Genomic DNA, 21978 nt, shown 5'->3' with positions numbered 1-21978 from the left:
CGTGATAGAATGGTTAAATCGGTATCTTTATGGTTATTCAAGGATGGGGTTTCCACAAGGCGAGACCTCAAATGACAGGGAGAATCGCGTTGTGATAAAGGAACAGTACTATGACAAACTGCTGCACATTAAGACGGGTGGAAAACAGGAATTCCCAAGCGAACTCCATTACCACCGTTATGAACCTACGCCCTACATTGCACTGGAACAACTTTTTGAGGTGTATGAAATGACGGACAGGAACCACATGGTGGATTTTGGGTGTGGAAAAGGACGGCTGAATTTCTTCACTCATCACATGTTTCATGCCTTCGTTACGGGGGTTGAAATGAACGACACGTTTTATCAGTGTGCGCAGGACAATCTGAGCAGTTATTCAAAAAAAAATCGAGTTCTCAACGGCCAAATTCAGTTTTATCACTGCTTAGCGGAAGATTACCGAGTCAGATCACTCGATGACCGCTTTTATTTCTTCAATCCCTTCTCTGTCCAGATTTTCATGAAAGTCATTCGAAACGTGTTGAAGTCCTTCGAAAAAGCGCCCCGAGAACTTGAGCTTCTCTTATATTACCCGTCAGAGGACTACGTTTTTTTCTTGGACAATGAGACCCCATTTGAGCTCAAGACCGAAGTGGCCTTAAAAGGTTTATCCGTGCATGACCCATATGAACGGTTTTCTATCTACCGGTTGGCTCCCTAAGTTGATTCACGCGCTCTGTACCCCCGGAGCGCGAGGCTCGTCCATCCACTCCGTAATAGACCGTTTACAACTCTTTTGCGTGCCGCCGTTTGAGAATGCGAATAACCCCCTTGTCGATAGGTCCCTCGCACACCCGCGCCCACAACGCAAACACAAATCTGCAAGCAAAACAAAATTCTGGGTAGATTAATGCATCAAAAGGAACATGTGGAGGTTGCTGCTTTGAATCTTAGGAGTGTATTGTTGCGTTCAGTTACAAGTGCCGCTACTCTTGGGTTGCTGCTCCAACCTACGGCGGTGTATGCCCAACAACACCATACAGAGCAGATAGAATTTCGTGTAGCGGCTGCAAACCTGCAGAACATTCGTGATGCACGAGTCATTGTTATTGATGACCGAGGTAACGTCCTCGGCAGCGGACTCACGAATGGAGCCGGAATCTGGTCGATTGCTCTCCCGCTTCATGTCGATCCGCGGTTTGCGGAGGCACGCAGTATCGGTACAGTTACCGCTATCGCCATTGCCAACGGCTACAATGAACAAGCGGTCTTTGAGGTTCCAGTTTCATCCCATTCAGTACAACCAATAATCCTCTATCCTATCAGTTCTGAACATCGCAACGAACCAACAATTTCCCTGGGGAACATCCATCGCCATGACGTGATTGGCATGATAAATCATTACGCGAAAAAGTTAAATCTCAAGCGACAACCTTCAGTGGCAAATGAAGTGGACTACGCTCCTTGGAGCCCATACCAAAATTAATCGAGATGGGGAAAGACATATGGCAAATCGCAAGCGAGCAATGTTGCTGATGAGCATGCCTGTCCTGTCCCTTGCATTTTTGCCTGGCAGGGCACACGCACAAACCGTTAATACCATCTATAACACAGCGGTTCCTTCCATGATCCGAGTAGCCATTCGTCCTCTGAACAACCCCAGGGGTCCAATTCTGTGGGTACAAACAGTTGGATTTCAGAACTACTGTGAAGATGTTCTTCCAAACGAATGGATGCCGTCCTGGGACGCCGAAACTTTGCGAGCCGGAGCGGTTGCGGTCAAAATGTTTGGATGGTACCACACGTTACACCCCGTTACGATGGATGGATGGACTTTTGATGTGGATAACACAACGAACTTCCAAGAATACAACTACCAAAGCGGAACGTATCCTACGGACACAGCGATTCGTGACACATGGAGAACGGTATATGTACCTTCCACAGGCGAAATTACAGAGCTCGACTATCGTGCAGGTATTGCCAACGAGGTCAACTGGCCGTTTTTAGGTACGAATATTATGAGTCAGTGGGGGTCTCAATATTGGGGATCTGTGGGTAGGCTGACATACCCGTCCATCTTGGCGATGTATTATACGGGTCGACAGATTCGCGGAATATAATCATTCGGAGGTGTGAAGACAATCCGGTTTGACGCGACAAAGGGTTTACATGTTGGAATCCAAGACCAGACAACAAGCGAGAATGCCGGCCGCGTAGGGTCGGCATTCTCTGCATACGTCTTGAAACAATTGCTATGACTACATCGTGGCTCCGGTTCCTCGCCGTGTATTAACTGGTGTGCCAGCATCGCCATGGTCGGAGAACTTGCGCGTGGACGGTCCTGCAGGGCCCAACAGATTCTGACCGCGGCGGTAACGGATGTAACCGTCAATGCCAATTAAACCCGCGTAACTCGGCCATTTAAACCATACGATGTCCGTGACGAGGTAACCGAAGTTGTTTGCAGAACCAGCGGTTGCAAACTGCAGGTTGAGGAACAATGATGCAAGCATCGTCCAGAGTATCCCAAAACCGAAGAACGTTAAGATCCCAATCGCCATTTCAAAAACAATCACGAGAATGTCTGTCAGGTGTCCCATTGGAATGAACAAGTGATTGGCGAACCAGACCAACAAACCGTTCAGGTGTAACGGGTCAGACCCGTGAGAATGTTGCACGTTACTGACCATTTTACTGATTAAGCCGCCAGCATTGAACTTTCCATCCGTAAACCAGTGTTCCGAAGTAGCTTTTTCGAAGCCCGCCTTGAAGAAATCCCACCCGAAGAATAATCTGCCGATTGTAAAGACGATGACCACGACCGCACTCCACCAACTCTTCTTAAGTTCCGCGCCGACTGCTTGTAAGTAGCTCATTTAGAGGCCCTCCTCTTTCCGACGAAAATAATGAAAATTGCGTTGCCAAGCTGTTGGTAACCCCCTCTTGCACTTTCATAATGCTTTATTTTCTGAGGTCTTCCGAGACACGTTTGGAGTATTTTGTCATTCCTCTTGAACTAGTGAAGTGGAGTAGCTATTCCGGTCATCACCACCACGCTCCTGTCTCCACATGGGGGTCCAAAAGAGCATCGTGAACTAGACCGGGTCATCCAAGTAACATAGGCAACGCCATGCCTGCTACTTAGTACAGTGAACGTTTACGATAAAAAAAGGCTGTCTGGTGACAGCTAAAACCAACAGCACTGAATTTTTATGGTTCTGACAAGAGATAAAAGCAGGCCAATTGATGGCATTGCTGAAGTGTGGTCGCTATGAGTTGCTGTGATGCATGGAATAAATGCACACGGACTGGTTCTTGAATGTGGTCTGCCGTTCCAGTTCCATACCCACGCGTTCTGCTACCGCAATGGACGCCTTGTTGTCAGCCTGAATGATGGAGATGATTCGTTCAAGGCCGAGGACATGGAAAGCGCGATCCCGCAGTGCCGCCGCGGCCTCAGTGGCAAGTCCATACCCCCAAAAATCACGAGCCAGCCAGTATCCGAGTTCGATCTCATTCGCACCATCCACGTGTTGCTCTACCAAGCCGGCGTGACCCACCAGCAGGTGTTTCTCCCGGTGCCACGCTGCGAGCAGGCCATAGCCCGTGTCGTAGCCTGTGATGATCTGTTCCAGTCTCAACTTTGCTTCATCCGGAGTTTTCGTTATACCGTTGCCAATGTATCTGACAACCTCCCGGTCAGCCCAGAGCGAAGTGAAGAAATCGAGATCGTCCTTCGAGTAAGGGCGCAGTATCAAACGCTCGGTTTCAAGCCGGGGTCTTTGCGACGTGCCTTTGAAAAACTTCACAAGCTCAATCTCATCATGTATCTCAATACCATGATGGCCAAGCAGTGGAATCATCGGTTTCATGCGCCTTGCCTCATCAACAGCACCTGGATAGATTGTCGCGATCCGATATCCCCGTCTTTGGTAGAACCGGAGCGCATCCAGGTTATCGTTACTGGTGATTAGCCAGACACGCCGACAGCCGTGCTTCTCGGCTTCCTCTTCCACGGCCTTCAACAACAGGGTTCCTATGCCCGCCCCTTGACTGATGGCGTTAATGCTCATGAGCTCGCAACCATCCGCATCGTCAAAGCGGTATGTTGCAGCACCGACAAGCGTATCGTTTTCCTTTGCAATGATGGGTGTAAGGTCGGAGAGTCGATACACCTGTCCGTGGCTCACCATCATGTCCCCACCCCATTCGGATTGCCACAGATGAGTCAACCACAGTTGTGCTTGTTCGTCATTTGAGGATACGACTTGGGTCTTGGTAGCAATGTGCATTCAATCATCTCCTCCTCACTAAAAGAACGTGGATACAAACCCAATTCCGGCGGTCAAAAACAAAGGAAACATTACGATGATTATGACATCGATTTTTACTTGTATTGAGGGGGGTTACGTCATGAAGCTTTCGTCAAAAGCACTTGGTACTTCTATTACTGCTGCGGCTTTACTGTCTCTGGCTTTTGCACCAACCTCACTGGCTGCGACTGCAACGAGTTGGGCGCCTACCGCAACACAAGCATTATCTCTCGAGAATGCAACAGATTTAGGACCGCTATCCTCTACAACGCCAATTCACATCACGCTGGGGCTGAGATTGCAGAACCAATCGCAACTAGATCAATATATCCAAGCCATCTCGTCAAGTACCAGCCCTCTTTGCGGACAGTCTCTCACTCCTGCAGAGTTCGTCTCCAAGTACGGGCCGTCCTCCTCACAAGTGAATGCAGTAACATCTTACTTAAACGATTGCGGCTTCACAAACATCCAGGTTTCACCAAATAACTTGCTGGTGACCGCGAGCGGGACTGCGGCACAGGTTGAAAGTGCCTTTAACACGAAACTGGAGCAATATCAGTTGAATGGACAAATCGTCTACTACAACACAACTGGTGCGATGGTCCCGGCTGCCCTTGCGAACATAGTAGGTTCTGTGCTTGGGGTGAACGACGTGGTGGCAGCAGCCTCGCCAATGCAAAAACCCTCACCTCCGTCAAGCAGCGGCTCGGGCAGTGGAAGCACAGTTTCGTTGCCCAACTACCCCACAAGTTACAACCCGCAAGGCTTTCAAAAGGCTTACGACGTCGGTCGTACACCGACTGGCGGCAAAACAAATATCGCGATTTTTGCAGAAGGCGACCTAAGCGGGGTTGTAAAGGACTTACGCACGGAAGAGAAGGCAAATGGTCTGCCTCAGGTACCATATTCGATCATTCAGACTGGGATTGCGAGCTCTGATACATCAGGAGCTGATGAGTGGGACCTGGACACCCAATACTCAACAGGTATGGCGCAAAATGTGAATCATCTGTACATTTATGATGCTACATCATTGACTGATTCGGATATCGCTCTAGAGTTTAATAAATTCGTTACCGATGATCTTGCAAAGGCAGGCAGTGCCTCGTTCGGCGAAGATGAATCATTCCCTTATTTAGATGGCGCCATGTTGGTAGACGACGAAATCTTTGCTGAAGCTGCAGCACAAGGTCAGACGGTGTTTGCATCGAGCGGTGATACAGGTGGATTTAGTACTGTGACACCGACAAATGGCGTCCCCGCAGGAATTCCAGATGTAGAGTATCCGGCTGCGTCTCCGTATGTCGTGGCTGTTGGTGGAACGACCTTAATTACCAACAGTGATGGGTCCTACAATGAGGAACTGGCTTGGTTGGCTGGCGGTGGTGGTCAGAGTTACTGGGAGAGTGCCCCCTACTGGCAAAACGGTGTCGTACCGACCTCAACTGTGGGTAAGGGCGTGCCCGACATTGCGATGGACGCTGATCCGAACTCTGGAGCGAACGTCTATATTAATGGCACCCCCACCGTCGTCGGCGGGACCAGTCTCGCGTCTCCACTTGCCTTAGGTGTGTGGGCCCGGCTTGAATCGAGTCACGGCAACCATTTGGGATTTGCCGCTCCTCTCCTATACGCACAGTATGGAACGGCGGGATTTCACGATATTACACTTGGTGACAATGGACCGTACCCAGCCACACCGGGTTGGGATTTCGCAACAGGGCTCGGCAGCTTTGATGTAAGTCAGATGAATAACCTCATTGGCAAGTAAAGACATCCCGATGTTACAGGTTATGGGAGGCATCCACCCACTGGATGCCTCCCATGCATATTTACCTTGAATGGCTGACGATTACAGCGATTAAAGATGAAGCAGGAGAGGTTCAACACTACGTTGGCATGTTTAGCGACATTACACCTCGCAATTCGATCAATTCCCTCAAACCTATGACAGAACCAGCCCGGTGAAATCCTGACCCAGTGATTGAAATTCAGCCCCCGTCGGTCGCCGAGGGCTTTAACAGGCTGCGTTCACTCACCTGGTTTGGGAGTCGACATATGATGGGAGCTTTTCCTTGACAATCTTCTCCCACCCGCCGTCCATGATTTCACGCACCGCTGTGTGCTGCTGTCCGAAGAGTGTAGATTTTTTCTCATCAAAACCGGAATGAATGAGCGTGAACTCCGTTTGACTGTTATCTAAAGCTGCAAGTTGGAACGTCAGCTGCCAATCGGTGTCCCAATCAAACCTGATCTTGTGCATGGGTTCGAACTCTGTTACTCGGCAACGAGAGTCACCATAAGGACCCGCCCGAAGTATGAACTCATGTCCGGGTATAGGTTCAAACGTGTTCTCCATCCACCATCCTGCAATGCCCTCTGACGTAGAGATAGCCTGCCAGACTTTTTCTCCCGGTGCATTGATGACAACAGTTTTACGAATTTCAGGCAGTAGGGTATCTTGCACAATGGTACCTCCCAATTCAAAAAGCGGCTCTTTGTCTGCCTATTATAACACTGAAACACTATCAGCCACTCTCCTGGGGTTGGTGTGGCTGCAGAAAAAGAGGTATATTAGGGGATTTTAGCGAATTCTGTTTCCATCTATTTGGACGAGGTGTACCATGGACGCTATTGTTCAGCGCTCTTTGCTCAGCCTGATGACCGTCGGCGGAAATTTACTCATTTTATTGTCCTTGTTTCACTGTGTTTCACTGGGTCACTTTCCCACTCACTTTGGTTTGTTCGTCTTTATTGCACTTCTCTTCGCCTTGTCTTCGAGACTCTCCATTTTGCTGCCAAGCGGGGCAAACTGGCGTCCCGGATTACTGATACTCATCGCAAGTATATTTGTGTTGCCACTCTCGACGATTCCTCTTGTGGCGATTCCAGGACTCATTGTCTTAACACCACGGTTCCAGTGGACTTGGCGTCATTACCCTACGACGTTTGCACACGTGGCCATCGGGCTTTCCCTTGGCTCTATCGTCTTTAAGTCCGTACTTAGTTCCTCTCTCCTGATCGCGTTCGGATGGTTTGAACATGCTCTCGCAGCAGTGATACTGGCCTTACTTGTTCACCTCATTGCAAACCGTAGTCTCTCAGCAGTCATTGTAGCGAACAAGCGCAACGTACCGTTACGCAGACAATTAGGGTTAGTAGCCAGGGAACTGCATTGGGGCTACTACACATCTTATCTGGTACTCATCTTCACCGCATTGTTATCCCTCGAAGACGTCTGGTTTGCTGTTTGCCTGAATGCAAGCATCCAATTAGGTTTGTACAAAATGATGTCATACTATCAATTACTTCAAGAGAGTGAGGAGCGTTATCGGTCCCTGATACAGCACCATCCAGATGGGATCTGTTCGCTCGACCATAAAGGGAAGTGTGTTGATCAGAACCCTGCCTTTCAAAAACTGTTGGGTTATCCAGAAGAGTTGCTGCTCCAGAAGCACTTTGATGAATTAATTTACAATGGGACCGAAGACTCGGCAAATCGCCTCCCCCTTTCGGGGGAAATCAATCAGGAAGTGGAATTGACGTTACGGCATCACCATGGTCATACCATCATCTCAAGATGTACCAGTGTTCCAATGATTGTAAGGGGACATCGAATTGGGCTGTACGTCATCGTTAAGGACATCGGCCCCCAAAAACGTGCTGAGGCGTATGTCAGACAGCATGAAAAATTAAGTACAGTCGGACAGTTGGCTGCAGGCGTCGCCCACGAAATTCGAAATCCACTGACTGCACTGCAGGGATTTGTGGAACTGATGGACTCTGAGACACCAAGGGAGAAACGTCAAAAATACTTAGGCATTATGAAACAGGAGTTAACCCATATTGAGCATATTGCCGGTGAGTTGCTTGCTCTTGGAAAGCCACAGGCCATAAATCTAAAATATGTTGATTTGCGAAAGACACTCGTCGATGTCGTTGACTTGTTAAGCACCTTTGCTGTCATGCGCAACGTTCAAATTCTTACCGTTTTTCCAGAGGATATTCCGTTATTGAGATGTGACGAAAATCAATTGAAGCAGGTTTTTATCAATATTGCGAAAAACGGAATTGAATCGATGGAACAAGGAGACCTAACGATTCGACTGCTGGCAGACGCAACAAACATTTACGTCGAGATCGAAGACCAAGGTAAAGGGCTATCGTCTGAGTCGTTAGCTATGATGGGCTCACCTTTTTATACAACAAAGGCCGAGGGAACCGGGCTCGGACTGACTATAAGTCAACGGATCATTGCAGATTATCAAGGACATTTGGATGTTCAAAGCGAACCGGGACACGGGACGCGCATGACGGTCTGTCTTCCACTTGCAACAACGAACTGACTGCGAAAGATTGGGCCACGTGAATAAAAACACAGCGCTCTTCGTCACTTTTCACAGAGTATTTCTCAAACAAAAATATCAACTCCACGGAATTTCCATGTTCACTTAACATGACGCTGAAATTTCCCTAGTAACATCACGGTTGTGAAAGATTACCGCTGCCGAGTGGTGTCGGCTAAACCCCCCATGTCTTTAACGGGATGAGCTACTAATCTTCATCTACTTGGTCGAACCTTCACAGCAAGTGTCGAAATGAGGGAGCACAGTGAAACACAAACGACGTCAGCAGAGGCAACCGTCTAAACTGCGAGCCAAACCGAAAAAGCGAGTATTTACTCCTCGTATTGGAGTTGTCTACAGCTTGGTGTTTCTTTCCTTCACGACCTTGATACTGCGTCTGGGCTACCTTCAAATTGCCCAAGGCAGCACGTTTCGGAAAGAAGCTACGACGACATCATTGACTAAAATTCCTGTCATGCCTGCCCGTGGATGGATATACGACCGCAGCGGCGATCTGCTAGCCTACGATCAACCCATCTACAGTGTCTACCTGACACGCATGAAGAATCAAAATGACCAATTCATGGCAAACGAATTGGCCCCGTGGTTTAACACGACGCCAGCCCACGTGATGCAGCTCATGCAAGCGCAGCAGGGCTACTCAACCATTACATTGTTTAAGGACATTACGCCTAAACAACTCGCATTAATCGAAGAGAACCATGGCAGTTTACCCGGTATCAACGTCGTAGTCGACTCTCAACGCGCTTATCCAAATGGGGACCTCGCAGGACAGATACTCGGTTATGTGGGGCCCATTACACCACAAAACCAGAAACAATATCCGAACTACCTTCCGTTACAATCAGTCGGCGAGACGGGTCTCGAAGCTGAATACGAGTCCCTCCTTCAAGGAAAAGTTGGATACCAGGTCATGGAAGGTAATCAGGGTGCCACATCAGTCGGGTACTCTCCCGCCCCAACGTCAGGGGACACTCTTCAGCTGACGTTGGATGGCAGGTTACAGGCAGATGCCCAAGAGCAAATGATGAACTTAATCAAAACTTCAGCGTTCGGCAGTCAAATCAAGCAAGGCGCCGCGGTGGTTTTAAACGTGCATACCGGAGGCGTGCTGGCGATGTTGAGCTACCCGTACCTGGACCCCAACTGGTATACGAATGGATCGTTTGTCAAACATGCACAATACCTGCAGACATCCGGGGCGCAGATGAACTATGCCATCCAAGGACCACTGTATCCAGGTTCCACGGTGAAACTAGCGAACCTCCTCACAGCTTTGAAATACGGTGCCATTACGCCATCCACGACGATTTTTGACACGAACTGGACGCAGATTGGAACCGGCTTTTTTCACGGTGATGGAGCGGCAGGGCTCACCGGTGTTTTGAAGGCCGTTGCAATTTCCGATGAAACGTTTTTCTACCACCTTGGACTCAACCTGGGGAAATGGGTTGGATCTACGGCAACCACAGGCGGTAGTCCTCCCGCAGGTATGAGCTACACCCATTGGTTGAACACAGATTTTGCAACAGGTATTACAAGGTTGTTCCAAGGCGAGGAGAGTTTTGGGTTAGGACAACTGACGGGCATCGATCTGCCTGGGGAGCAAAAGGGCATTTTCTACATTGAAGATTCGTTAAAGCAATATATTCAAGTTCCCATTAACCCTCAAACGGCAGCGCAGTCGTTGCAAAAAACAGGTCGATACGTTAACCATGGTACGCCGGTGGATCTGGCTTTCGCTGCAACCGGACAGTCCCAGGAATTCACGCCCATCGAATTGGCACAGTACGTGGCCACGATAGCCAATGGGGGAAAACGCCTGCAGCCCCATTTATTAAAAGCAGTATTTCCTCCGGAAGCCCAGCTGGGAACCAACGCAAAAGTGAAACCTATCAAGGTGTTCCAACCAGTGGTTCAGAAAAACCTCAACATCAATCCTACGTACTTGCACTTGGCACAACAGGGAATGTGGGGCGTGTGCAACCTGCCGTACGGCACGGCTGCAGGAAGCTTCATGAATGCCCCCTATCAAGCCGCTGGAAAAACGGGGACCGCTCAAATTTACATGAATGGGAAAGCGGAATACAATTCCGTCTTCATCGGTTATGCGCCGTACAACAATCCTCAAATTGCCGTTGCGGTAATGATTCCTGGGGCGGGTTACGGTGCTCAGACTGCTGTGCCGCTGGCGCGGAAATTGATGGACGACTACTTTAAACAACATCATGAGTTCTTTCCTAAAAGCCAATGGCAAAGTCCAAACATCCCAAATACATGGGTAAAGTCGTTGGCTTACGTAGTGCCTGAGCAAAGTCCCTGACCAACACCCACTCTGTCGGGGAAAATGTCCTGGGATGAACGCTCCCAAGGCGATATCTTCTCAGTACCCGCAAGGCGTTTAGAACGTAAAGAGGCCTCAGAAAAGGGGACTACGACCGTGGGGCGGCGTAGTCCCTTGTTCAGTCCTTGTTTCCAATGGTGATTTCGCGAGTCAAACCTGAAATTCGAAGCCGCGCTAATCCTCAGCCGACCTTGTGTTCCATCCGCAGCTTGTCTGCAATCATCGGAATGAATTCGCTGTTTGTGGCGATGAAATGGCTGAATGGATGGCATGACGGCAACAGGAGTTGGTCTCAAAATCCCCTGCTACATAAGGTTTTTCAGGAGCTCCTCAAAACTTTCCCTTGATCATGTTCTCCCCATACTGCCACGCAGAGTTTTGGAATCCCGCTTCTTGAGTTTAGCGCAATGGAGGCGGACAAATGTGACAACTTCTCCCTTTCGACAGAAAACTCCACCTGAACGTCCGAGGTAGATTCCCATGTGATTAAGAGTTACATCCATCACCTTACGAAAAGGTGAAATGGGACGATCATCCTACCAATCCGAACGGTGGTGTCGGGTTGTCGGCTCGAACCGTGAACAACGCCATTCGCAACTTAAAAATCCTCTTCAATTGGTGCGTCCGAGAAGGTTACCTATCTGTCTCACCCATGAACAACATCAGTTATCAGCCGGACGATACCGAGCATAGCAACGTGTTTTCTGACGAGCAAGTCACAAAGTTACTGCAACAGCCGAATCGGAAAACCTTCATCGGAATGAGGGACCAATGTGCGACCCTCTACCTCGCCGATACGGGCCTCAGAATTGGTGAACTGATGTCTGTCCGGGTCTCTGATGTGGATTTTTCGCTTAACCAAATCGTTCTCCCAGGCGCCATTACGAACAATTGCCGCACTCGTATTGCCCAGATCTCTCCCCTTACCAGTCGAGAACTCCGGGAACTCATTTTGTACTGCAATTTGGAACGAGATGACTTTCTATGGGTATCACAGTTCGGAGAGAGATACACAGGAGAAATATTTGCCAAAATGCTATGCCAAGAAAGCAGGGATCAACAACGTTCGTGTATCACCTCACACCTTTCGGCACTACTTTGCCACAAAATTCTTACGTAACGGTGGGGGCCCAATTGCACTTCAACACATCCTCGGTCAACTTCCTGAAGATCTCAACGGTGTACAAACCGGTGGCGTGAATGTCGGTGACTCGTTCATCGTGTTGGAACGAGATATCAATCCGCAAGCGGTAAGTTTCCTATGTCAGTGCTATCGCCCAGGGCATAAGTACAACGAACTTGAGTCTCCTGTACTAACGGTACTTTCGTACTATCCGACCTTTAGGCGTAACAATTCGACTCAAAAGGAGTGTTGCACATGGCGCAGCGACGTCCGGACAAAGCATACTTCCAACAGCGAATTCTTGATCTGTACGCAACTCACACCGTGGAGGAAATAGTCGAGATCCTCAATGGCGACCCGCAGTTGGTTAGCGAAGTGACAGTGTCCAGTGACGCAATGACATCAACCGATTGCGCATGCAAGGGAATCGTGAAGCATAAGGACAAGCCCTGGACTAAGGCAGACCACGACCTCATGGTCAGCAGAGATGGCGTCAACTGCCCAACTGATTGAATCGTTGTCGACAATGCTGATTTGACATGGCTTCGCACGTTATTAGCAACAACTGCGTAATCAATCACGTAATAAAGTATCAATGCAAGAATGATGGTAATTCCACTGATGACATATCGTCGACTGTTCTTCACAGCGTCTCCCCCCCCCCTGTTAATTCAAGTAGATTTGCAACTAGGTTGTCGGTAAAATAGCAGGTCAGGCATATACGCGAGACCTGCTTAGTGAATTTAACATGTGTTGCGCCGGATTAGTGTCCACTTCAGCGCCCCAGTTACGATTGTCCTGCCCACACTTTTTGGTTGTCACGAGTAGTAACGCTAAATCTTGCATCAACTGTTGAAATGGTACCCTTGTTCAAGATCCGCGATTATCCCGGGGTGCACAGGCCGCCATCCCAAGAGTTCCTGAGTCTGTACACTCGACCTCGGCGTGTCGAGCGACGCGAAGGCGGCGAGAAAGCCGAAGTGGGCCTCTGCCTCTTCGGGGGAAATGCTGACCACCGGCATGTTCAGGTGTTTACCTATGACACCGGCGATATCGCGGAATGGTACGCCCTCATCGCCGACCCCATCAAGCCGTGACCCTGCCGGGGCGGCTTCCAGCGCCAAGCGGAACAATCGCGCCGCATCGAGGCGATGTACGGCCGGCCAGCGGTTTGACCCGTCTCCCACATAGGCCGAGACGCCCTTGTCGCGGGCGATGTTGATCAACAATGAGACGAGGCCAGCTTTTGTCTCATCGTGCACGGACGGTGCGAGAGTAACGACCGATGATCGCACTCCAGCCAGCGCAAACGCCGCGTTCTCCGAAGCCTCCCCGTTCGCGTGAGCGGTGATCACGAAAGGCTTGCCAGAGCCCTTGAGTGCCGTTCCTATGGTCTCGACAACGCGTAGATCGGTTGCTAGCGATCCGACGAAGTCTGAGAAGTCGTTTTTAAACGCCAGGTGAATGACACCGTCCGCAGCAACGGCTCCGCTTTGAAGGCTATCAAGGTCGTCAAGGGCACCGTGATGTACCTCGGCACCAGCTTCCTTCAGTATGGCGGCACCATTGTCCGACCGGGTAAGTCCGACGACCTTATGACCGGCATGGATGAGTTCCCGAACGACAGCGGAACCGATGTAACCTGTTGCTCCTGTTACGAAAACACGCATCTTGATATCCTCCTTAAACCGTTAGGTTGTATTATCATTTGAACAATTGCAGTCTAAACTATAGAGTGGACTCTAAGGCAAGTCATCTTGAGGAGAGATTTACATGAAGATTCAAGAGTTAGCCGACAAGACAGGGTTAACAGCCTACACAATTCGCTTTTATGAAAAGGAAGGCTTGTTGGACAGTCGGCATGTCCGAAGAGAGGAAAATAACTACCGCAACTATTCAGATGAGGCTATCGAACGTCTGAAACTGGTCAAGAAGTTTCAGGGGTTGGGTTGTTCATTAACCGAACTCAAAGAAATCTTGAAAAATCAAGATACAAATATGAGCTCCAATCTCGAAGTGATTGAATGGATTCGCCAAAAGATGAGTGAGGTTGAACGTAAGAAGGACGAATTGGATCAGATCCTTGAGACACTTAACTGGATGTTGGAATACAAGATGGCATTAATGAACGATCCGCAACGAGCTCACGATATGTTAACGATTCGCCGTTCTGATTAAGTCGTCCTCTTATTCAACATACCTGTCTTCAACATACCGTTTGTGCAGCAAGACCTTATGTGCCGCTCACCGCATGTATATGCAGAATCGGTGGATTACCCGTGTGAGAGATATGCCCCCAGATGACGATCTGGTCGAGCAGGAACCCCTTTTAGTACATTAGCTTTCTTCCAATATTTGTTCCCACACGACAATCACCAGTCCGATAGCCGTTCAGCAATATTTTCTGCGGATACGCTTCGCTTTTGAAGTAGTGGCGTGGGACATTGCGTATTGAATCGTCGTATCTTGGTGTTGATTTCAGCGATGGTACTGTCTAGATCGACATTCAGCTCGGTTTCCTTTAATAAGACTGCCTTTTGTATGTCTTGTCGGATTTCTTGCTGCAGTGCAATCCACGGTGGGACAGCACCTGCATTTTTAAGAATTCCGTCAAATACATCAGACTTCAGATCTATATTCAGAGGTTTCCCTTTGCCTGGCAGGTTATCGAACCCGCCGTCTTTTGCATGTTGTTCCATCACTGCATCCATCCAATTCCCGCCGTGGACACGGGGCAGTGTCGGAGCAGTAGGCTCTTCTGGTGTCTCGGTTGACGCCTCAGTGTTGTTAGGCTGCTCTTTTACAATTTGGTCACGTTGAAGTCGCCTACGTCTTCTCCACAGAAAGGACATTCAATCTCCCCCTACACGACCTTAGTGTTAGCTCGGAACGGTTTGCCTCTAAGATACATTCATTCACCTCAAAATCCACAATTCTCAACGGTAACTCAGGATAACTGCCCGAGAGTCCCAGAACTGCCAAACTTCGCTTGCTGCATATTGATACAATTTGACGTCGCCTTGTTGCGTTTCCGCAGGCGCTGCATCCCCACAGAATCAATTGCGAATGCACAGATATAGTAGCAATCCAATAATCGCTCCAAGTTCGAGGGGAATAGTCAAATTTTGTGCCTGCCCTACCGAAACGCTGATTAAGGTGTACAGTAAGGCGATGACACCAGCAAAAAGTGCTCTTCTTCCGTTTCCGTGCAAACACGTGTCCTCCTTACAACTGAGTTGTCAAGTCCGATCTCCAGTCCTTCTTCAGCTCTACTGCCCGTTTGTCCCGCAACGAATGGACAATCAACAGTGCATTTTCATGCGTTGACCTACGTACAGCGTTGCTGAAGATATGCTGCAGCCGCTTGTTCAAGAACGAGAACGTGTAGCGACGAAATCCTTTATTGGACGATAGTCATTTGGATTGATGTTATCTGGGATTTCCTGAAGATGAAACCACCTCAAATCCGCCGTTTCATCGTCCTGCATTTGGATTTCTCCCGTGAAGTCAATTGTAGTAAAAATCACGCAAGCCATATAAACCTCGTCACCATTTGGATACTTATAAAATGTGTGTTGACCTGAATTCAAGTAGAAAAGGTCGAGTTCACCAACAACCAGACCCGTTTCTTCGAATACCTCTCTTCTTGCGGTTTCTTCGTAACTTTCACCTAGTTCCATTGAACCGCCTGGGATGCCCCAAGTATGGTTGTCAGTTCTGTGTTGAAGTAAAATTCGTCCCATTTGGTCCTCCAGTATTACTCCAGCACCTGCAAGGATAATCGGCTTAGTCCCGATTGCCTTGCGCAACTCCATGATATATCCTGTCATTCTCATAACTCCTTTGTCTGGTGACCCTTGTTGCGTTCTTCTGCTCCTATGTCCCATAAGCATCCGCCGACTTCCCCCGTATAATCATGCGATGGAGATTCCCCCCATTGCTGTTCAACTCAAGCCCCGTTCAACCGCTTGTCATCGTTTCCGTTCCAACAGCTCGATTATTTTACCTATCCCCATTAACGTTCCACCTTGATAGAAAGAGCCGAACAACACGACAATGGTAGAACCCCAGTTCATTCCTACTGCGTGAATGGAACTGAGACGCACAATGCTCACAATGTTCGCTATTAATTCCACGACCATAACAACAGTACCAAGATAAAATAAAAACCCACCCGTGCGTGACATGAGCGCCACCTCCCAGCATGGGAATCATACCAATTTCATCCATTCGCATGTAAAGCTTCTTCAGGAATGCTGCCCAAGAGCGACATAACCCAGAAAATTCCTCGTTAATATTTATGTACGGATGGGAGCCGGTTTTGTGATTGACACCGTAGCAGATAGATTAAAAAATCTTTAATAGTGTTTTACTAACTCTGCCGTAACGTCTGCTAACTGAAATCCCACCCTCTCCACATTGCGCTGTGACCCCGACCCTGGATCTGTTTCAATCGTTGCAATGCGTGCTCCGCGGTCCTTGGCGTACCGCAACCGCGAATCCAACAAGCCTGTTTGAAGACCTCTCCCGCGATAAGAAGGCAAAGTGCTCGTTGCGAACAAAGAGGCGACGTCGTCGCTCAGCGCAAGAACGCCACCGGCAGCAACTTTACCCTTTTCTTCAGCAATGAACGGAATGCTACTCTTCATCCGAAAGAAAGCATGCTCAAGAGTTAAATCAGTCGTTTCTGACATGTTGTCTTGATCAGCAAATCCGCTAGCTACAGCCTTTGACCAATTGTCTTCATCTTGAGGCATGGCAAGACGGGTTCTGGAGTCGGGTACCATTAAAGGGGATGTCCATGACTCTAAAGTAAGAATCCAGCGGTAGGAAAAGCCACTAAGAACATACCCTCGTTTCCGGGTCAGTTCCACCAGGGATTCATGTGCAAGGGGACAAACTCGAATTTCTGTGTCATGATTGTTCGAACGATAGAATTCCTCAATTGCTTCAATAATTTCCTCTTGAACGGGACCGTACATCCCTAGACCTACTGCTTCGTTAATCGGGCAATCAGGACCACCATAAACGGCGGAAATGTTCTCCAACTCTAAAACCTTCAGCTCTGACTTGTGATCTATTTCGTTCCAGACTTGCATGAGCTCCTTGTTGCCCGCAAGCAGGTCTCCTTCCAGTTTGCGAGCCAATTCAATGTTCAAAGATAATTCCAAATTGCTTCCTCCTAGCTCTACTTATGTTCAGAATGTCGACGGTGCGCTAAAGTCCTCGGTGGGGTCTATCTTCTTCAGGAATGCTGCCCTTTAGTGACATTCCTGTGCCGTCGGCACAAGGTAGAGTGGAGGACTGGTTGCCCAGCCCCCCCTCATCAAACCGTACAGGCGGTTTTCCCGCATACGGCTTTCCGATGTTCTTCACCTTGTGCCTTATAGCGGTCCGTATCGGCTGAGTTTCTTTAATCCCTTACGACGATACAGTTCAAAGACTTGTGTGGGAGTGAGCTTGCTCTTCTTGTGCTTCTTTCGCCAATACAGATACAGCCGTCGGTATATATGATAATCCACCTTCGCCAAGTATCTGAGGCTGACGGAGCGATCGACGCTGGCGTAGTAATTCCGCCATCCTTGTATGATAGGTTTTAGATTCTCTAGCATCTGCTCGGGACTCCAGTAGAGCCTGTTGCGTGGAGAGGTCTCCTTCGTCACCCTGGCTCTCATCTTTGTCATTGCTTTCATGGATGGGTGACTGCGTAGTGGGTAGTCCACACGCCTTCGCTTCTTCAACACCGGCATCCGCCGATGGTGGAACCCCAGAAAGTCGAATCCCGCTTTGCCTCTATCAAGATGAACGAGCTTAGACTTCTCTCTGTTCATACTGAGTTCTAGCTTCCTGAAGACAGCTTTGAGCACTTGAATGGTCTCCAAAGCGTCTATTTCTGTTTTGCACAAGATGACAAAGTCATCAGCATAACGCACCAGGGTACCGAGATGAGAATATTGTTTCTCCCACACCGTGTCCAAGTAGTTTAGGTAGATGTTCGCCAGTAGCGGTGAAATGACACCACCCTGAGGACTCCCGATAGCCGTTTCATGAAACAGGCCTTCTTCCATGTACCCGGCTGTCAGCCACTGTCTGATGAGTTTAAGGGTTCTCCGGTCACTGACCCTCTGCTTCACGAGCGTGAGCAGTTTGTCGTGTGGAATGTTTGTTGAAGTAGCCGGTAATATCCACGTCAACGACCCAATTTACCGCTCCGCGATTCGCAGTCTGGCGTATCCGCTCAACAGCCTGCTTCGCGCTGCGCTTCGGTCGAAATCCGAATGAACAGTCCTTGAAGTCCGCCTCAAAGATGGACTCCAACACGATTTTCGTGGCCATTTGCACTAATCTATCCCGGATAACGGAAATACCTAAAGGCCTCGTGCTTTTGCCATCTCCCTTGGGTATGTCTTTCCTCCGAACTGGCATCGGGCGGTATTTCCCACTGACTAGTTGCTCTCGGGTCTCCTGAACGAATCTCCCTTCCCCATACATCTCCACGATGTGTAGAATCGTGATTCCATCTACTCCCGCGCTGCCCCGGTTTGCTTTGACTCGTCGCCAAGCCTCCCACATGACATCTTCCCTGTAAATCTTGTCGTACAGAGCATGAAACCTGCGACTACGTTTCGCCTTCGCTGCAAGGTAGAGGGTTCTTTGGAGTTCTCGAACTTTCACTTTGGTGTCGTTAGCAGATTTCACTGCATTCACTCGCTCTTACCTCCATTGATACCCGTGAACAAAGTGTGGGCCCTTTCCTCCGCGAGGTTGTGTTGTCCTCGCTTCATTGGTACTACGGCCCCCTCCGACTCCCTTTCCGCAGCTTGCCATTTCACCGCTTGGCTTATAGGTTCGCTCGTTACGGCTTCCGCCGTGCGGAGGAGGGTCTCCCCAGTTCCGAACACAACTTTCCTTACATGCCGATCCCTCTACACCGGAGAGTTCTTCCGCGCTGCACTTCCAGAGTCTTCACGCGTCCCATGGCCTTCGCAACTATTCACGGCGCTCGGCTCTCTCTTGTCCCTTGCGGGTCCGATTTAACGATGCGGCAGGATTCACTTCACGTTACGGCCTGCAAGTTTGCTTCACCCTGACGGGCTTTTCACAGATGCTCCACCCTTAGGCTCTCACCACCAGGCGTCTGCTAGCTACGAGGCGGTCTGGCCCCTACCTCGGTCGGACTTTCACCGACTAGTCATGCCCAGCTTGGCTGGGCACGCTGAATGTTTATGCACAGGAACCATACTGGTCGTTGATGCAGTAAGCCCTCGTTTGTGGCTGGTAGTTTGATAACTCCGACATAACGTTACATTAGCGGTGGTATGGTAGAGTGGTCAATATACATCTCCAGCTTGCGATTGGGGGATTTAAATTCAGAAAGGCGGACACGCAAATGGATTACACAATTCGTTCTTGTGATTACGAGGATATGCCACATGTTGTATCAATGTTAAATCGCAGCGGAAGTAAGTCGGTGGACTTAGAGGTGTTTCGAAGACAAATAGCTCATGACGACCAAGCCGGACCGACGACCTATTATGTGGTAGTAGACGGCACAGAGTCAGTGGTCGGATTTGGTCGATGTTTTCCTGACCAATTGGCGAGCAAGAGCGGATATTTTAACCTGCGCATCACATCGTCGACTCATGAGAGACACCGAGGAATCGGTACCTTATTGTATAGACAATTAGATGCTTGGCTAACACAGAACCACGCTATTCATGTGAACACAAACATACGTGATAATGATGATGCTAGCCTGTCTTTCGCAACAAATAGAGGATTCCAAGTCGCGCATCATGCATTTGAGTCACGATTGGATTTGTCCGCATGGCAGCCAGAATCGTTTTCCGCGACATTGGAACAGGTTAATAGACGAGGTGTTCGTCTCGCTAACCTCCGGGAGCTAGGGGGTACAACCGATGAAAATATGCAGAATTTTTATGTTTTAGAGATGAAGCTGTTGGAAGATGAGCCTGTCAGTTCAGGGGGAACACTACCGGAATTCGGGGTGTGGAAGCAAGAGATACTAGAGCAACGCGGACTTTTCGAGCCGGAGGGCATGTGGTTCGCATTACATGACGAAGTATGGGTGGCCAGCGCGAGTTTGTATGGAAGACCAGACAACACAGTGTACAATGGTGGCACGGTTGTGGATAGAGCATACCGTGGACAATCTATCGCCTTCGCGTTGAAAATCGCCTCATTGCGTTGGGCTAAATCCGCAGGGTTCACCTATGCGGTTACCAACAATGAAGCAACAAATACATCCATAATTGCATTGAATCAACGACTTGGATATCAACCTTCTCCTGGGTTTTACATGCTTGAAAAGTGGCTCTGAACCGTGCATGTCATCAGGGGCTCGTACATCATTCGGATTATACGTTTAAATCCGCTAGATTTCATATTGCGTGTTTCCTGCCCGATTGCGACGGAACAGTGGCCGAACTGCCACTGTATATCCATGCAATACGACAGACGATCCTGTGCCACAGTATCGCCTCTGTTAACACGAGACGACTACTAATCGCTTTCTGGATTCAGTGAAAGCCAGTGAGTTGCATTATCAGGCGCATGATCCGTGGAAAATCCTATCGCTCGATAGAACTGGTCTGCCATGGGATTATCTGTTCTTAGGCTCAAGGTCGTATAAAACCGTCTTGCTTCCATAATAACGTTGGAAACCAATTGTCTGCCGACACCATATTTCCGAAAATCAGTGTGCACGTATAGCCTGCGAACTCTACCTACGTTACCGAATGGTCTATATGGATCTCGATTCAGTCCGCATATACCGACCATCTGATTCAATTGCCGGGCAACGAACAGTGCCTCTCCGTCACAGCCGAACCGATTTGCTCCACTCATATACTCATCGTAGAGTCGCCTTACAAAACGAAACCCTTCCTTTTCGCTTTCAAGCACCAGGGGGTACACGTCATCGACGTTTAAATCTTTAACCCTTGTGACAAACACGTCTACCAAATCAGTCCCCCCATATTCTCTTCCTTCTGTAGAATAAGCCCGAGCCGACCCACCACCGAAGGGGCAGTTTGGCGCTCGGACTCTTCGAGGAGCCCTACTTTGTCAACGCGCATGCACCTTAAACTGGAACCCTTCGCCATGTGACAGGCTTTCCCTATCTCACACTACTACGATTCCTCCGCAGCAGTTCTTCGAGGCTAGCCCCGCATCTTGGGAGGTTGGTTCCCCCTCACGGGTGCATTGTCAGATGGCTTCAAACCCTGGCTCTGCTCAGACCCAACGCATGCCATCCTAGCCTTGGCGGGATGAGGTACTCGCCAACCACTGGAGTCGGTGGCTTCAATACATAGCGCCTCATGGCGCACTCAGTTCTTCTGCCCTGATGTTCAAGGACAGCAGTTGGTACCTACTGCATATTTATACACACGTGTTCACTAATCAGGATATAGACCTTTTATTGGCTCAGTCGCCGCAGCTCAAGAATCCGCTTCACGAACTCCACAAGTTGGACTTCCCCGTCTTGCCCATCCTCTGAAAGCCAGGTAAAGCAAAATGTAATTGACGCTGCAAAAAAGGTACACAGGAGCGATAATACTGCCCGAGAGAACACATTCAATTCATAAAATCGGACCGATAAAATTACAAAGGAAACAACGAAAATGAACAAGAGCGAAATAAGATCAGTGAGACCTTTGTAAAGCCGAAATGTGACGTGAGTATATCCATCCTTTTCCTTAGTTAGAGTCTCATGTAGTGGTGTAAATTCCAAGGCTGGATCTTGACGAGAAAGCCATCGAGTGCAATCTACTAAAGGTGACGAGCAAATAGTAGAGGAGGCACGTCGATGGCTTCTACAGACAAGAT

Annotated in this window: 22 protein-coding genes; 10 read left to right on the top strand and 12 right to left on the bottom strand. The window is 49.0% G+C overall.

What is annotated here, in order from left to right:
* The first annotated feature begins 94 nt into the window (after positions 1-94).
* From AN477_RS11715 to AN477_RS11705, 3 genes are all read left to right on the top strand, one after another.
* Entirely contained in the window at positions 95-700 is a 606-nt protein-coding gene (locus AN477_RS11715; protein WP_054969438.1) for a class I SAM-dependent methyltransferase, read from the top strand.
* A gap of 243 nt (positions 701-943) precedes the next feature.
* Positions 944-1465 carry a hypothetical protein gene (locus AN477_RS11710; protein ID WP_054969348.1) on the top strand — a complete coding sequence of 174 codons (522 nt, stop codon included), beginning with the start codon at positions 944-946 and terminating at the stop codon, positions 1463-1465.
* Positions 1466-1484: 19 nt separating this feature from the next.
* On the top strand, positions 1485-2102 hold the full coding sequence (locus tag AN477_RS11705) for a SpoIID/LytB domain-containing protein (protein WP_054969347.1): 618 nt from the start codon (positions 1485-1487) through the stop codon (positions 2100-2102).
* Between the two features lie 138 nt (positions 2103-2240).
* On the opposite strand, the gene AN477_RS11700 is transcribed toward AN477_RS11705, so the two are convergent.
* Both AN477_RS11700 and AN477_RS25025 read right to left on the bottom strand, forming a co-directional pair.
* Positions 2241-2858, bottom strand: coding sequence for a hypothetical protein (locus AN477_RS11700; protein ID WP_054969346.1), 618 nt, complete (start codon positions 2856-2858; stop codon positions 2241-2243).
* A 393-nt stretch (positions 2859-3251) separates the two neighbouring features.
* A complete protein-coding gene (locus AN477_RS25025) occupies positions 3252-4274 on the bottom strand; it encodes a GNAT family N-acetyltransferase (protein ID WP_169787881.1) in 1023 nt (340 codons plus the stop codon).
* A 121-nt stretch (positions 4275-4395) separates the two neighbouring features.
* Here AN477_RS25025 and AN477_RS11690 point away from each other — a divergent pair, with 121 nt between their 5' ends.
* Complete coding sequence (locus tag AN477_RS11690) at positions 4396-6066, top strand: S53 family peptidase (RefSeq protein ID WP_054969345.1); 1671 nt, start codon at positions 4396-4398, stop codon at positions 6064-6066.
* Between the two features lie 264 nt (positions 6067-6330).
* Here AN477_RS11690 and AN477_RS11685 read toward each other — a convergent pair whose 3' ends face one another.
* Positions 6331-6762 (bottom strand): SRPBCC family protein, encoded by a 432-nt coding sequence (locus AN477_RS11685; protein WP_425388166.1) that lies wholly within the window; start codon positions 6760-6762, stop codon positions 6331-6333.
* A 157-nt stretch (positions 6763-6919) separates the two neighbouring features.
* Between AN477_RS11685 and AN477_RS11680 the strand changes: the two genes are divergently transcribed.
* The 4 genes from AN477_RS11680 to AN477_RS25895 all read left to right on the top strand — a co-directional run bounded on the left by AN477_RS11680 (position 6920) and on the right by AN477_RS25895 (position 12642).
* Positions 6920-8641, top strand: coding sequence for an ATP-binding protein (locus tag AN477_RS11680; RefSeq protein ID WP_054969344.1), 1722 nt, complete (start codon positions 6920-6922; stop codon positions 8639-8641).
* A gap of 265 nt (positions 8642-8906) precedes the next feature.
* A complete protein-coding gene (locus AN477_RS11675) occupies positions 8907-10985 on the top strand; it encodes a peptidoglycan D,D-transpeptidase FtsI family protein (RefSeq protein WP_083486211.1) in 2079 nt (692 codons plus the stop codon).
* A gap of 673 nt (positions 10986-11658) precedes the next feature.
* The gene (locus AN477_RS25900) at positions 11659-12126 is read left to right on the top strand and encodes a tyrosine-type recombinase/integrase (RefSeq protein WP_425388168.1); all 468 of its coding nucleotides are present in this window, start codon (positions 11659-11661) and stop codon (positions 12124-12126) included.
* 258 nt (positions 12127-12384) lie between these two features.
* Positions 12385-12642 (top strand): hypothetical protein, encoded by a 258-nt coding sequence (locus tag AN477_RS25895; protein WP_054969342.1) that lies wholly within the window; start codon positions 12385-12387, stop codon positions 12640-12642.
* Between the two features lie 332 nt (positions 12643-12974).
* On the opposite strand, the gene AN477_RS11660 is transcribed toward AN477_RS25895, so the two are convergent.
* Entirely contained in the window at positions 12975-13799 is an 825-nt protein-coding gene (locus tag AN477_RS11660; RefSeq protein WP_054969341.1) for an SDR family oxidoreductase, read from the bottom strand.
* Positions 13800-13902: 103 nt separating this feature from the next.
* Between AN477_RS11660 and AN477_RS11655 the strand changes: the two genes are divergently transcribed.
* Positions 13903-14307 carry a MerR family transcriptional regulator gene (locus AN477_RS11655; protein WP_054969340.1) on the top strand — a complete coding sequence of 135 codons (405 nt, stop codon included), beginning with the start codon at positions 13903-13905 and terminating at the stop codon, positions 14305-14307.
* 194 nt (positions 14308-14501) lie between these two features.
* On the opposite strand, the gene AN477_RS11650 is transcribed toward AN477_RS11655, so the two are convergent.
* The 7 genes from AN477_RS11650 to AN477_RS25245 all read right to left on the bottom strand — a co-directional run bounded on the left by AN477_RS11650 (position 14502) and on the right by AN477_RS25245 (position 18837).
* The gene (locus tag AN477_RS11650; protein ID WP_054969339.1) at positions 14502-14981 is read right to left on the bottom strand and encodes a DnaJ family domain-containing protein; all 480 of its coding nucleotides are present in this window, start codon (positions 14979-14981) and stop codon (positions 14502-14504) included.
* Between the two features lie 204 nt (positions 14982-15185).
* Entirely contained in the window at positions 15186-15341 is a 156-nt protein-coding gene (locus AN477_RS24510) for a hypothetical protein (protein ID WP_157061931.1), read from the bottom strand.
* A gap of 156 nt (positions 15342-15497) precedes the next feature.
* Positions 15498-15959 (bottom strand): NUDIX hydrolase, encoded by a 462-nt coding sequence (locus AN477_RS11645; RefSeq protein WP_054969338.1) that lies wholly within the window; start codon positions 15957-15959, stop codon positions 15498-15500.
* A gap of 141 nt (positions 15960-16100) precedes the next feature.
* Positions 16101-16316 (bottom strand): hypothetical protein, encoded by a 216-nt coding sequence (locus tag AN477_RS11640; protein ID WP_054969337.1) that lies wholly within the window; start codon positions 16314-16316, stop codon positions 16101-16103.
* Positions 16317-16487: 171 nt separating this feature from the next.
* Positions 16488-17300, bottom strand: coding sequence for a GNAT family N-acetyltransferase (locus AN477_RS11635; RefSeq protein ID WP_054969336.1), 813 nt, complete (start codon positions 17298-17300; stop codon positions 16488-16490).
* A 213-nt stretch (positions 17301-17513) separates the two neighbouring features.
* The gene (locus AN477_RS25250; RefSeq protein WP_211266003.1) at positions 17514-18323 is read right to left on the bottom strand and encodes a reverse transcriptase domain-containing protein; all 810 of its coding nucleotides are present in this window, start codon (positions 18321-18323) and stop codon (positions 17514-17516) included.
* Entirely contained in the window at positions 18244-18837 is a 594-nt protein-coding gene (locus AN477_RS25245) for a reverse transcriptase domain-containing protein (RefSeq protein WP_211266002.1), read from the bottom strand. The genes AN477_RS25250 and AN477_RS25245 overlap by 80 nt, the downstream gene beginning before the upstream one ends.
* Before the next feature lie 682 nt (positions 18838-19519).
* Here AN477_RS25245 and AN477_RS11620 point away from each other — a divergent pair.
* A complete protein-coding gene (locus AN477_RS11620) occupies positions 19520-20470 on the top strand; it encodes a GNAT family N-acetyltransferase (protein ID WP_157061930.1) in 951 nt (316 codons plus the stop codon).
* 182 nt (positions 20471-20652) lie between these two features.
* Here AN477_RS11620 and AN477_RS11615 read toward each other — a convergent pair whose 3' ends face one another.
* Positions 20653-21105, bottom strand: coding sequence for a GNAT family N-acetyltransferase (locus AN477_RS11615; protein WP_245631804.1), 453 nt, complete (start codon positions 21103-21105; stop codon positions 20653-20655).
* Positions 21106-21978 lie beyond the last annotated feature (873 nt).

The sequence above is a fragment of the Paenalicyclobacillus ferrooxydans genome (assembly GCF_001399675.1).
GTDB classification, from domain to species: domain Bacteria; phylum Bacillota; class Bacilli; order Alicyclobacillales; family Alicyclobacillaceae; genus Alicyclobacillus_B; species Alicyclobacillus_B ferrooxydans.
The sequence above is the reverse complement of the archived record's forward strand: the minus strand, read 5'-3'. Positions and strand labels throughout refer to the sequence as shown.

Coding starts and splice junctions, on each gene's coding strand:
- AN477_RS25900 (WP_425388168.1), top strand. CDS start 11,659: ATGAACAACATCAGTTATCAGCCGGACGATACCGAGCATAGCAACGTG.
- AN477_RS11690 (WP_054969345.1), top strand. CDS start 4,396: ATGAAGCTTTCGTCAAAAGCACTTGGTACTTCTATTACTGCTGCGGCT.
- AN477_RS11700 (WP_054969346.1), bottom strand. CDS start 2,858: ATGAGCTACTTACAAGCAGTCGGCGCGGAACTTAAGAAGAGTTGGTGG.
- AN477_RS11655 (WP_054969340.1), top strand. CDS start 13,903: ATGAAGATTCAAGAGTTAGCCGACAAGACAGGGTTAACAGCCTACACA.
- AN477_RS11620 (WP_157061930.1), top strand. CDS start 19,520: ATGGATTACACAATTCGTTCTTGTGATTACGAGGATATGCCACATGTT.
- AN477_RS11640 (WP_054969337.1), bottom strand. CDS start 16,316: ATGTCACGCACGGGTGGGTTTTTATTTTATCTTGGTACTGTTGTTATG.
- AN477_RS11660 (WP_054969341.1), bottom strand. CDS start 13,799: ATGCGTGTTTTCGTAACAGGAGCAACAGGTTACATCGGTTCCGCTGTC.
- AN477_RS11645 (WP_054969338.1), bottom strand. CDS start 15,959: ATGACAGGATATATCATGGAGTTGCGCAAGGCAATCGGGACTAAGCCG.
- AN477_RS25895 (WP_054969342.1), top strand. CDS start 12,385: ATGGCGCAGCGACGTCCGGACAAAGCATACTTCCAACAGCGAATTCTT.
- AN477_RS11680 (WP_054969344.1), top strand. CDS start 6,920: ATGGACGCTATTGTTCAGCGCTCTTTGCTCAGCCTGATGACCGTCGGC.
- AN477_RS11705 (WP_054969347.1), top strand. CDS start 1,485: ATGGCAAATCGCAAGCGAGCAATGTTGCTGATGAGCATGCCTGTCCTG.
- AN477_RS11650 (WP_054969339.1), bottom strand. CDS start 14,981: ATGTCCTTTCTGTGGAGAAGACGTAGGCGACTTCAACGTGACCAAATT.
- AN477_RS25025 (WP_169787881.1), bottom strand. CDS start 4,274: ATGCACATTGCTACCAAGACCCAAGTCGTATCCTCAAATGACGAACAA.